8 protein-coding genes are annotated in these 11878 nt (G+C 59.7%); 7 read left to right on the plus strand and 1 reads right to left on the minus strand.

The features are described from left to right. Positions 1-116 precede the first annotated feature (116 nt). The gene (gene ramB / locus HMPREF2808_RS10100) at positions 117-1523 is read left to right on the plus strand and encodes an acetate metabolism transcriptional regulator RamB (RefSeq protein ID WP_070624584.1); all 1407 of its coding nucleotides are present in this window, start codon (positions 117-119) and stop codon (positions 1521-1523) included. 375 nt (positions 1524-1898) lie between these two features. On the opposite strand, the gene lpdA is transcribed toward ramB, so the two are convergent. Then, a complete protein-coding gene (gene lpdA / locus HMPREF2808_RS10105) occupies positions 1899-3311 on the minus strand; it encodes a dihydrolipoyl dehydrogenase (protein ID WP_070561525.1) in 1413 nt (470 codons plus the stop codon). Between the two features lie 647 nt (positions 3312-3958). On the opposite strand from lpdA, the gene HMPREF2808_RS10110 reads away from it, so the two are divergent. The 6 genes from HMPREF2808_RS10110 to HMPREF2808_RS10135 all read left to right on the plus strand — a co-directional run bounded on the left by HMPREF2808_RS10110 (position 3959) and on the right by HMPREF2808_RS10135 (position 11872). Continuing rightward, positions 3959-5395: an alpha/beta hydrolase gene (locus tag HMPREF2808_RS10110; protein WP_070563589.1), complete on the plus strand. Its 1437-nt coding sequence runs from the start codon at positions 3959-3961 to the stop codon at positions 5393-5395. Between the two features lie 38 nt (positions 5396-5433). Then, positions 5434-6513 carry an alpha/beta hydrolase gene (locus tag HMPREF2808_RS10115; RefSeq protein ID WP_070624585.1) on the plus strand — a complete coding sequence of 360 codons (1080 nt, stop codon included), beginning with the start codon at positions 5434-5436 and terminating at the stop codon, positions 6511-6513. Positions 6514-6593: 80 nt separating this feature from the next. Next, positions 6594-7952 carry a M1 family metallopeptidase gene (locus HMPREF2808_RS10120; protein WP_070624586.1) on the plus strand — a complete coding sequence of 453 codons (1359 nt, stop codon included), beginning with the start codon at positions 6594-6596 and terminating at the stop codon, positions 7950-7952. Between the two features lie 32 nt (positions 7953-7984). Next, positions 7985-8989, plus strand: a complete 1005-nt coding sequence (rfbB, locus tag HMPREF2808_RS10125; protein ID WP_070624587.1) for a dTDP-glucose 4,6-dehydratase — start codon at positions 7985-7987, stop codon at positions 8987-8989. A 6-nt stretch (positions 8990-8995) separates the two neighbouring features. Then, a complete protein-coding gene (gene rfbD, locus HMPREF2808_RS10130; RefSeq protein ID WP_070624588.1) occupies positions 8996-10360 on the plus strand; it encodes a dTDP-4-dehydrorhamnose reductase in 1365 nt (454 codons plus the stop codon). A gap of 78 nt (positions 10361-10438) precedes the next feature. Continuing rightward, positions 10439-11872, plus strand: a complete 1434-nt coding sequence (locus HMPREF2808_RS10135) for an ATP-binding protein (protein ID WP_070624589.1) — start codon at positions 10439-10441, stop codon at positions 11870-11872. Positions 11873-11878 lie beyond the last annotated feature (6 nt).

An 11878-nucleotide genomic window follows, 5' to 3' on the forward strand; every position in this document is an offset into this window, starting at 1 on the left:
CTATCGCCCGCTCGGCACCCCGCCAGCACCCCCACTTCGCAGCGGAGTTAAAATACTTCACACATTCCTTGCAAAACAATTGTTATGACCGAAAGGCACTAGGTAACCTAGCTCACATGAGCAAGACATACGTGGGTTCGCGCCTGCGCCAGCTGCGCCGCGAACGTGATCTCAGCCAAGCTACTCTCGCCGCTACGCTGGGGCTTTCAGCTAGCTACGTCAATCAGATTGAGCATGACGTGCGCCCCCTTACCGTCCCGGTCTTGCTGAAAATTACTGAAGCCTTTGGTGTGGATGCCACGTTCTTCTCCCGCGATGATGATTCACGTCTGCTTGCGGAAATCCAGGATGTCGTCCAAGACCAGGAAATCTGCCCCTCCCCCGTGGAGCTTCAGGAATTGTCCGAATTGGTCTACAACCACCCCACCGTCGCCCGCACGCTCGTGGATATCCACCGCCGCTACCGCAATATTCGTGACAAGCTCTCGCTCGCCACCGATACCCGACGCTCGGACGGGAACCAGGCGCTGTCCATGCCTCACGACGAGGTGCGGGACTTCTTTTATGCCCGGCAGAACTATCTCGACGAGTTGGATATCCACGCAGAGGAAACTGCCGCGGAGATCAACGTTATCCCTTTCCACATTCGCGACATTGAACAGGCACTTAATGAGCGGCTCACTTCCAAACACGGCGTGGAGATTCTCACCACCGATCGCATGGATGGCACCCTGCATCGCTTCGACAAGGAGAGTGGCACCCTTCGCCTTGCCAGCCGCCTGAGCGTGGGCCAGCGCGCCTTCCGTATGGCGGCAGAGTTGGGTTTCCTCGAGGCGGGCGCGCTAATCGACGCCCTCGTGGACGAAGAACCCTTCACCTCGGACGCCTCCATCAACCTGGCCAAGCGTGGAATTGCTAACTACTACGCCGCCGCCACACTGCTCCCCTACAGCCTCATCCACAGTGAGGCCGAGCAATCCGGGTATGACGTGGAGTACCTCTGCAACGTCTTTGGCGTGGGCTACGAGACAATTGCCTCGCGCCTCTCCACGCTGCAGCGCCCCAACAAGCGCGGAATCCCCTTTACTTTCGTGAGGGTTGATCGCGCCGGCAATATGTCCAAGCGCCAATCGGCCACGGGCGTACACTTTTCCAATTCCGGCGGAACGTGCCCGCTATGGAACGTGTATGAGTCCTTCGCCCGCCCCAACACCATCTCGCGTCAGCTGGCGCAGATGCCGGATGGCCGCAACTACCTCTGGATTTCACGGACGGTGAGCTACCCCCAGGGCCATTTCGGCGATACCAATAAACTCTTCTCCATCGGCCTAGGCTGCGAGGCGCGCCACGCCAGCCGCACAGTCTATGCCCAAGGCCTCAACCTCGACGCCCTGTCTGCCGCAACCCCCATCGGCGCCGGCTGCCGCACTTGCCCTCGCCAGAATTGCGCTCAACGCGCCTTCCCGGCCATTAATGAAGAGCTGGTGGTCGACGCCCACCGTTCCGCCGTCGCACCGTATTAATCGGGAGCAATAACCAGGCAGTTTTCCGCTCTGGCCCCTACGTTTACCCCTATACCACCCTTTATATATTGCCAATAAAAAGCATTGTCATGGTTTTGGCTAGAAAAATTCATGGATTTTCCAGGGTTTGCTTGCTTATGGTGGGACGTGAACGATATCCCCTATCGAAAGGATTACCATTATGAGCAGCTTCGCTGGAAACTTCCTGGGCCAGATTCAGGGCCTTCTTGTATCCATCGTCAACGCACCGTTCGTTCTGTCCTCCAAGCTCTTCAGCTAAAGGAAGTAGCGCCACGGCACTAAACCAACGCTCCCCCTCAATCCCTTTGCCGGGATTGAGGGGGAGCGTTCTTGTTTTGGCTTCTCGCCTTGGCCTTAGAGGTTAATCATGTGGCCGCCGATACCCTCGGCAGCTTCCTTCATAGCCTCAGACAGCGTCGGGTGAGTATGAATGTTGCGTCCGATTTCCTCAGCGGTGAGGTCGAAGCGCTGCGCCAGGGTCAGCTCCGGCAGCAGCTCGGAAACGTTGGAGCCCACCATGTGGCCGCCGATGAGCTCACCGAATTCGCCGTCAGCAATAAGCTTGACGAAGCCCGCGGTCTCATTGAGGCCGGCCGCCTTGCCGTTAGCGGAGAACGGGAAGGTAGCGACCTTAATGTCGCGGTCAGCGAACTTCTCACGAGCCTGCTCCTCGGTGTAGCCGAAGGAGGCAACCTGCGGGTTGCAGAAGGTGGCACGCGGCATGTTCATGTAGTCACCCAGCAGCTGGGTCTCAGCGCCGGCGATGACCTCAGCGGCCACGACGCCCTGCGCCTCAGCCACGTGTGCGAGCTGCAGCTTAGCGGTGACGTCGCCAATGGCGTAGATGCCCTCAACGTTGGTGCGCATGTAGTCATCGATGGCGATGGCGCCGCGCTCGGTGAGCTCAACGCCGGTGTTCTCCAGGCCGAAGCCCTCGGTGCGCGGGGCGAAGCCAATGGAGACCATGCAGCGGTCCACGGTCAGCGTATCGGTCTTGGAGCCGTCCTTGGACTCGACCTCAACGGTGACATTGTCGCCGTTGTCCTTGATGGCGGTGGTCTTGTAGCCGGTCAGGAGCTTCACGCCGAGCTTCTTGTATTCCTTGGCGATGGCCTTGGAGACATCCTTATCCTCGTTCGGCAGGACGCGGTCCATGAACTCCACGATGGTCACGTCCACGCCGTAGTTGGCCAGAACGTAAGCAAACTCCATGCCGATGGCGCCTGCGCCAACGATCACCATGGAATCCGGAGCCTCATCGTTGAGGATCTGCTCCTCGAAGGACACGATGTTGCCGCCGATTTCCACGCCCGGAAGGGAACGAACGACGGAGCCGGTGGCGATAATGCAGTTATCAAAGGTGATGGTCTTACCCTTGTCATCGCCCTCAGTAATCTCGATGGTCTTGGCGTCCTTGAAGGAGCCCAAGCCATTGATCTCCGTAATCTTGTTCTTCTTCATCAGGTAGTGCACGCCCTTGACGATGCCCTCCGACACCTTGCGGGAGCGCTTGTGCGCAACGCCGAAGTCGAAGGAAACATCGCCGGAGATACCAAAGGCCTTTGCCTCATGGTTGAAGGTGTGTGCAACCTCAGCGTTCTTAAGAAGAGCCTTGGAGGGGATGCAGCCCACGTTGAGGCAGACACCGCCCCAGTACTGCTTCTCAATTACGGCAACCTTCTTGCCCAGCTGGGCAGCGCGGATGGCGGACACGTAGCCGCCGGGGCCCGCGCCGAGTACTACAACGTCAAAATGTTCATTAGTCACGTTCTACAGGATACGTAACTTTATGCTCGCTGTCCCACCACCCCCGCCCTGCACCCGCTGGACAGCGCATAGCAGTCAGGATGCTTTCAACACCTTCGGGCAAAAATAAACCCTTAACCCCCAAGAAGGGGATTAAGGGAAAGAAAACGAGGGCACAGCCCTCAACAAATGATTTAGAACAGGCCCCAGTCCAAGGCAGCCTTCGAGGAGGTGGAGGAGCCAGAGTGAGCGATCTGGCCCAGCACCTGGTTGATGGAAACGAGGATGGTGTCAAAAAAGTTCATTCTTCTTCTTTCTGTTGTTGTTCTAGCGGCGCGTACGGCTTCATGCGGCGCCCTCCAGCGAGGCCACGGCGATGCAGGACGGTCGCCGCCAAAAGCGGTCACGGTACCTAGCCCCACTAACGAAGGAGACGGCCGTTGCGTTACATAGCCCACGAATAGGCACGGAAAGATTATGACACGGTTTTCACTTCAATACCACCATTCACTTTTATAACTTGGTATGTTTAGTCTGACTGCCCTTATCTTCGGGGGTGCTGGATTACCCATCTATCAGCGCTTTTGCCCATGTCAAGGGTGGTTTGTCCGGAGCATCTTTTAAACTTGCCCCTACACTTCCGCTCATCACTTAGAAAGCGAGATTCCATGAAGATTGCGCGCTCTCTCACGACGCTTGCGGCGGCCTCCGCCTTAGCCCTCGGCGCCGTCGTTTCCCCTATCGCCAGCGCATCCGACGTTAAACCGGAACAAATCAGCGGTGAGGCTACACCGTCCGATATTTCCGAGCTCGACCTTTACACCGAACTCGAGGAGTACCTGCCCAAGGATGAGGCCGGCAACCCATCGCCGTCCCGCGAACAGTATGAGGCTTCCTTCGACAAGCAGGTCACCTTTAAGAACGTCGACATCAAGAAAATCCCGGACAACAAAAAATGGATGGGCTACGTCTTCAAGTACTGGGATTACCGCCACAAGGTCAAGACCATCAAGGCCACCGCTCCTGCAATGGATAACCGCGACGTCCCCCTCGCAGTGATCACCCCGGACGGTACCTTTGATGCTTCCCGCCCTACCCTCTACTTGCTCAACGGTGCCGGCGGCGCCGAGCAGGGCATGGACTGGATTGTCTCCACCGTGGCCAAGGATCTTGATCCGAAGACGGAGAAGACTCAGGACCTCGTTCACTATTACGCCAACCGTAACGTCAACGTTGTCATCCCGCAGGCGGGTGCTTTCTCCTACTACACCGACTGGCTGACCACCCCGGACCGCAGCTACCTCAAGGGCCCGCAGAAGTGGGAGACCTTCCTAACCAAGGAGCTTCCGGGACCGCTGGAGAAGCACATTAACGGCAACGGCAAGCGCGGCATCGCCGGCATGTCCATGTCCGCAACCTCCTCGCTGGTGCTGGCTCAGCACAACCCAAACTTCTACGATGCCATCGGCTCCTACTCCGGTTGCGCTGCTACCTCGACGCCGCTGCCGAACTTCTACTCACAACTCACGGTGAACCGCGGTGGCGGAAGCACCGAGCAGATGTGGGGACCAATGGGCGGTGACTACAACCGCTACAACGATGGCCTCATCAACGCCACGAAGAACAACATGGGCAACTCCAAGGTCTATGTTTCCGCCAACTCTGGTTTGGCTGGGGCAACTGACTTGGGCTCGTCCAAGATTGATGCCTTGGGCTCGTCCCAGGCCTTCAAGTCCTCCTCCACCCTCGTGGTTGAGGGCGGCGTAATCGAAGCAGCCATGAACGCCTGCACCCATGACCTGAAGGCAAAGATGGAGCGCGAGGGCGTCGACGCGGTCTTTAACCTGCGCAACACCGGTACCCACTCCTGGCCGGGCTGGCTGGATGACGTCAACTCCTCCTGGCCTACCTACGCACGCGCCTTTGGCCTTCCCGTTGATCCAGCCGAGCCGGTAGCGACTGCGTATTCAGCAGATGCGGATTCGGACGCTAACGAAAAGGCCGCCGATGCCGATAGTCAGGATGCGAAAAAGGCGGAGGCGGAAGCAGACACCGAAGGCCTCGCTGATTCCCTGCCAGAAGATCCTGCGGTGACCGAGCAGTAAGCTCTTTTCGCCGTACCAATTGTTGAATAAGGAACGTAATGAAGCGTCTTAGCTCTCTCCTCGCCGCCGGCGCGCTCAGCGCAGCCGCGCTGGTCAGCCCCGTTGCAGGTGCTGCCACCATCAACCCGCAGCAGGTTGCGGGTGACACTGCCCTATCCACCATCTCGGACCTGCAGGTCACCCCGGAGGTGGAGAGCCAGAAGTGGTATGACCACTACAAGGATGACGCCCGCGTTCTGAAGCTGGAGGCTACGTCGCCGGCGATGAACGGCCGCACCATTCCGCTGGCTGTCATCCCGGCCAAGAACCCGGACCGCCCGACGGTCTACCTGCTCAACGGCGCTGGTTCCGCCGAGCAGGATTCCGACTGGCTGTACATGTCCGATGTCGTGGATTTCTACGCGGACAAGGACGTCAACGTCGTGGTTCCACAGGCAGGTGCCTTCTCCTACTACACCGACTGGCTGGAAGAGCCCAACGGCAAGTACCTCAAGGGCCCGCAGAAGTGGGAGACCTTCCTGGCCAAGGAGCTTCCTGGCCCACTGGAGGAGCGTCTGAACGCAAGCAATAAGCGCGCCATCGCCGGCATGTCCATGTCCGCGACGTCCTCGCTGCTGCTTGCCCAGCACAATCAGGGCTTCTATGACGCGGTCGGTTCCTTCGCCGGTTGTGCCGCAACCGCCTACCCCACCGAGTACGAGTTCCTGCGCCTCACCGTTAACCGCGGTGGCGGCCAGCCGGAGCAGATGTGGGGCCCGATGGGCTCTGCCTACAACCGCTACAACGACGCCCTGATGAACTCCGAGAAGCTGCGCGGCACCAAGCTGTACATCTCCTCTGCATCGGGCTTCGCGGGTGAGCAGGATACGCCGTCTTATTACATCAACAAGGGATACAACCCGGCAGCTGCTTATCTGGGCTCGGCTCAGCTGCAGGTAGAAGGCGGCGTTATTGAGGCGGCCGTGAACCACTGCACCCACATGCTCAAGGCAAAGCTGGATCAGCAGAACATCCCCGCAAACTACAACTTCCGCAATGTGGGTACGCACTCCTGGCCGGGCTGGCGCGAGGACTTGGTGAAGTCCTGGCCTACCTTTGAGGAAGCCTTCAACTCCTAAACAGCAAGCCGCGCACGTCACACCGTGCGCGCTCCCCTGGCTTCGGACAAGCCGGACAAGGGCGGTAGGATAGCGGCATTATGAAGCTGCTTTCCACCGCCCTTTCGCATATCTCAGCCGCTCGCGACCGCGCCGCACTCACTCGAGATAGCTACACGGGGGTGGATTTCAACCTCGGCTTCGAGGTCACCCACTATGACTTGGATCTGACCTACCGCGTGGAGCCCAACCTGCTCCAGGGTGAAGCCGTGCTCCATATTCGTGCGCTGGAGGACTTAGACAAGCTCACCCTCGACCTCGGCGGCGCCATGGTGGCTCGCCGTATCACGGCGAAGCACGCGCCGCGCGTGGCCAAATTCCGCCTGTCCGGCGGAAAGCTGCGCCTCAACTTCGCCGACTTGATCGCCGAAGGCCAAGAGTTTGAGGTTTGCATTCGGTATGGCGGAGCACCCCGCCCGCTGCGCACGCCGTGGGGTGACATCGGGTGGGAAGAAACAGAGTCAGGCTCGCTGGTGGCCAGCCAGCCCAACGGCGCGCCCAGCTGGTTCCCCTGTGATGACACCCCGTCGGCAAAGGCCACCTACGATATTCGCATCACCGCGGATGATCCTTTCGTTGTCATCTCCAACGGCAAGCTGGTCTCCCGCCGCCGCGCGGGCGGATCCATGACGCGCTGGCACTACCGCGTCAAGCACCCTATGGCCACCTATTTGGCCACGGTCCAGGTCGGCGAATACATCGACATTCCCCTCGGCCCCAACGTCCGCGCGTGGGCGCCGGCCCGCCTCAAGCAGGTGGTACTCGAAGAATTTGCCCAGCAGCAGGAGATGGTGGATTTCTACTCCGCACTCTTTGGCCACTACCCCTTCTCCGACTACCAAGTAGTCATCACCGACGATGAGCTGGAAATCCCACTCGAAGCCCAGGGCTTGTCCATCTTCGGCTCCAACCACGTCAAGGGTGATCACGTCTTCGAGCGGCTCATCGCGCACGAGCTCTCCCACCAGTGGTTCGGCAACTCCGTGGGCCTTTCGGAGTGGAAGGATATCTGGCTCAACGAAGGTTTCGCCTGCTACTGCGAGTGGCTGTGGTTCGAGCATGCGCATGGCCGCCCAGCACATGAATCGGCGCGCTCGCACTATCAAGTGCTGGCCCGCAAGAAGCAGGACATCGTGCTCAGTGATCCTGGTACGCGCGATATGTTTGATGACCGCGTCTACAAGCGCGGCGCTCTGACCGTCCACGCGCTGCGCCGTCTGTTGGGCGATGAGCTCTTCTTCCTCACAGTCCGTGAGTACCTCTCCGCCGCGCAGCATTCCACTGTGACCCCGGACGACCTGATCAGCCGTCTGCGTGCGGTGGCTGTTGATCCCTCTGCCGTGGACGCACTTCTGGATGAGTGGCTCAACCACGAGGCGCTGCCTCAGTTCCCGGCTTAATACTGCGCTGCCATGCTCTAAACTTGGAGACCATGCGCAGACTGCTTGTTACCGGCGGCGCCGGCTTTATTGGTGCAAACTTCGTGCGGCTCGTGGCCCAGCAGCGCCCGGAGGTGGAGATCACCGTCCTGGATAAGCTCACCTACGCGGGCAACCGCGCCAACCTCGACGGCGTGGACGCCGAGCTCGTGGTGGGAGACGTGGCGGATGAGGGGGTCGTCGACAAGCTCGTAGCGCACGCCGATACCGTGGTGCACTTCGCGGCGGAATCCCATAATGACAACTCCCTACGGGATCCTTCGCCCTTCCTCCACACAAACATCATGGGCACCTTCGTGCTGCTGGAGGCCTGCCGCCGCCACGATGTGCGCCTCCATCATGTCTCCACCGATGAGGTTTTTGGGGACCTGGAGATCGGCGCCGATACCTACTTCACGGAGGAAACTCCCTATAACCCGTCTTCGCCCTATTCGGCCACGAAGGCCGGTTCGGACCACCTGGTGCGCGCGTGGGTGCGCAGTTTTGGGCTGCGGGCAACCATTTCGAATTGCTCCAATAATTACGGCCCCTACCAGCACATTGAGAAGTTCATTCCGCGGCAGATCACCAACCTGCTTCTAGGCCAGCCGGCGAAGCTTTATGGCACCGGCGAGCAGGTGCGCGATTGGATTCACGTGGATGACCACAATGAGGCGGTGCTCGCGATCCTGGACCGCGGGCGTATCGGTGAGACCTATAACATCGGCGCCGACCAGGAGGATACGAATAACCGCCAGGTCATCGAGATGATCTGTGAGCTCATGGGGGCGACGGATGATGGCCAGGCGCGTTTCGAGCACGTGGCGGACCGCCCGGGCCATGACCAGCGCTACGCCATGGATGCCAGCAAGCTGCGCCGCGAGCTGGGCTGGGCCCCGCGCTACACGGTTCTGCGGGAGGGCCTGGCCGCCACCATTGAGTGGTACCGCACCCACGAAGAGTGGTGGCGCGCGGGCAAGGAAGAAGTCGAAGCCAACTACGCGAAGCAAGGACAATAAATAGCCATGAAGGTGCAGTCAACGGCCATCGAGGGCCTGCTCATTGTGGAGCTGGACGTCCACGGCGATAACCGCGGCTGGTTCAAGGAGAACTGGCAGCGCGAGAAGATGGTGGCGGCCGGGCTACCGGACTTCCAGCCGGTGCAGAACAACGTCTCCTTCAATGCAGAGAAAGGTGTTACGCGCGGGCTGCACGCGGAGCCCTGGGACAAGCTGGTCTCCGTGGCCTCCGGCCGGGCCTTCGGCGCGTGGTGCGATCTGCGCGAGGGCTCTGCTACCTTTGGCCAGCTGGTGACCCACGAGCTGCGCGAGGACGTGGCGGTCTTCGTGCCGCGCGGGGTGGCCAACGGTTTCCAGGCGCTGGAGGCCTGCGCCTACTCCTACCTGGTCAATGACCACTGGTCCCCGGATGCGGAATACACCTGCGTCAATCTGGACATGGTGGACTGGCCGCTGGAACCAACGGAGATCTCAGATAAGGACAAGGAGCACCCCGCGCTTGCCGACGTCTCCCCCATGCCCCCTCGCCGCATCCTGGTCACCGGGGCCAACGGGCAACTGGGCCGCGCCCTACAGAAATTCCTGCCTTCTGCTGGCTTGGGTGCTGTGGAGTTCTGTGGGCACGAGGATTTCGATATCACCAACCCGCCTGCACGCCCGTGGAAGCAGTACTCCGCCATCATCAACTGCGCGGCGTACAACGATGTCAACGGCGCGGAGGACGATCGCGCCGCGGCCTGGGCGGTCAATGCTTCCGCACCGGCAAAGCTCGCGCGCATTGCGGCGGAGAATAACCTGACCTTGGTGCACGTGTCTAGCGACTACATCTTTGATGGCTCTAAAGAGGTCCACTCCGAGGAGGAAATGCCTTCCCCGCTGTCGGCCTATGGGGCGTCGAAAGCCGCGGGCGATACCGCCGCGCGAACCGCCCCGCGCCACTATGTCATCCGCACCTCGTGGGTCTTCGGCGATGGTGCCAACTTCATGTCCACGATGCGCTCGCTGGCGGATAAGGGGGTCAAGCCCTCCGTCATCCATGATCAGCGCGGGCGCCCCACCTTTGCCGAGGACCTAGCCAAGGGCATCATCCACCTGCTCAAGACTAAAGCTCAGTACGGCGTGTACAACATCTCCAACTCCGGTGATGTGGTGGGCCGCGATGAGATTGCCATGGCCGTCTTCACCGGCGTGGGCCAAGACCCTGCGGATGTCACGCCGGTGAGCACCGAGCAGTACCGCGAGATTGCCGGGCCCGAAGCACCCCGCCCGAAGGAGTCCACCTTCGACCTGTCCAAGATTGAAGCCACCGGCTTTAAACCTATGAATTGGCGGGCCGCTTTGGCGCTCTACCTGGGACTTTACCCGGCATAACACTCAACATAACACTTAGCTTCCCACGTGTTATGTTATGTGTTATGTTGAGTGGCATGTAGAGAGAAAGGCCTGCTCATGACCCCTTCTGAGCTTGATGAGTTAATTGCACAGCTGCGAGTTATCGGCAGCGATAAGCAATCCGTAGAGGTAAAATCTTCCGTCAGCAAGGAAGTACTTTCCACGCTCAGTGCCTTCGCAAACGGGGACGGCGGGACGCTCATCATCGGCCTTTCAGAGCAGGACGGCTTCACCCCAGTTAAGAAGTTCTCTGCCTCTACTGCCCAAGACCAATTGGAGACTCGCTGCCAACAGCTCATCCCGCCGGTCCGCCCGCAAATCGACATCATCGAATTTGAAAGCAGCAACATACTCGTCGCAGAGATCGACGAGCTTCCCGCGCGCGATAAGCCCTGCTATGTGGCCGAAAGGGGGCTGTACAAAGGGAGCTATATTCGCACCGGCGATGGTGATACGCGCCTGTCCCAGTACGAAGTAAATCGACTCGTTGAAGAGCACACGCAACCGACCTGGGATGAAGATGCCATCCCAGATGCCACGCTGGAGGACATCGAGGGTGCCGCTCTTGACGGCTTCCTCCAAGTGCAGAAAGAGCGCCGCCCCAAGACTTTTGCGAATGGACAGGACACAGCCCTCAAACGCCTGCGAATTCTCAAGGACGGCCACCCCACGCTGGCCTCACTTCTTGTCATGGGAGACTACCCGCAGGAGTTCTTCCCCCGATTAACGGTTACCTTCGCGCTCTTTCCCGGAACATCGAAAGGTGATGTCACCACGGGTGTCCGCCTTCTCGACAGCGCCACGCTTCACGGTACGATTCCGGAGCTGGTGAGCGAAGGCATCGACATCGTAAAGAAGAACATGCGCACCGCTGGCTTTATCGGCGACAAGTCCCGGACCGCACTTCCGGATTATCCACTGGTCGCTGTTCGTGAAGCACTAGTCAATGCGCTCATGCACCGTGACTACTCCCCGACTGCTCGCGGCAGTCAGGTGCAAATCAACATGTTCGTCGATCGCTTGGAAATCACCAATCCGGGAGGCCTATATGGCGGGGTTACGCTCCGAAATCTTGGAGAAGCTGGTGTCAGCTCTACCCGCAATCAACGCCTTGCCACGTTCCTAGAGGACATTCCCCTACCGGAAGGCGGCGTCGCCGCAGAGAACCGCGGCACGGGCATCGCCACCATCCATCAGGCCTTAGCTGACGCACTCATGCCCAAACCGGAAATTATCAACCGGCTCGACAGCTTCACCATCATCTTCCACCGCCGCAGGGTAGCCACCCAGGAACGCTATGGCACCGCACGTGACCATGTGGAACACCTACTCCACGGCAGCCCGTCCGTATCTACAACCGAATTAGTTGAGGCTACAAAGCTCAGCCGGACAGCGGTACAGAAAGCGCTTAATGAGCTCATCCGCGATAACATCGCCGAAAAGACTGAACCCGGACGCAGCCCTAAACAGCGCTACAGGCTGCGCAAATAGAGCATA

The organism is Corynebacterium sp. HMSC078A10, from assembly GCF_001811565.1.
In the GTDB taxonomy this organism is placed as follows: domain Bacteria; phylum Actinomycetota; class Actinomycetes; order Mycobacteriales; family Mycobacteriaceae; genus Corynebacterium; species Corynebacterium hesseae.

What these genes read in the sequence shown, in the direction of transcription:
- HMPREF2808_RS10135 (WP_070624589.1), top strand. Translation starts at nt 10,439, where the DNA reads ATGACCCCTTCTGAGCTTGATGAGTTAATTGCACAGCTGCGAGTTATC.
- HMPREF2808_RS10110 (WP_070563589.1), top strand. Translation starts at nt 3,959, where the DNA reads ATGAAGATTGCGCGCTCTCTCACGACGCTTGCGGCGGCCTCCGCCTTA.
- rfbB (WP_070624587.1), top strand. Translation starts at nt 7,985, where the DNA reads ATGCGCAGACTGCTTGTTACCGGCGGCGCCGGCTTTATTGGTGCAAAC.
- ramB (WP_070624584.1), top strand. Translation starts at nt 117, where the DNA reads ATGAGCAAGACATACGTGGGTTCGCGCCTGCGCCAGCTGCGCCGCGAA.
- HMPREF2808_RS10115 (WP_070624585.1), top strand. Translation starts at nt 5,434, where the DNA reads ATGAAGCGTCTTAGCTCTCTCCTCGCCGCCGGCGCGCTCAGCGCAGCC.
- rfbD (WP_070624588.1), top strand. Translation starts at nt 8,996, where the DNA reads ATGAAGGTGCAGTCAACGGCCATCGAGGGCCTGCTCATTGTGGAGCTG.
- HMPREF2808_RS10120 (WP_070624586.1), top strand. Translation starts at nt 6,594, where the DNA reads ATGAAGCTGCTTTCCACCGCCCTTTCGCATATCTCAGCCGCTCGCGAC.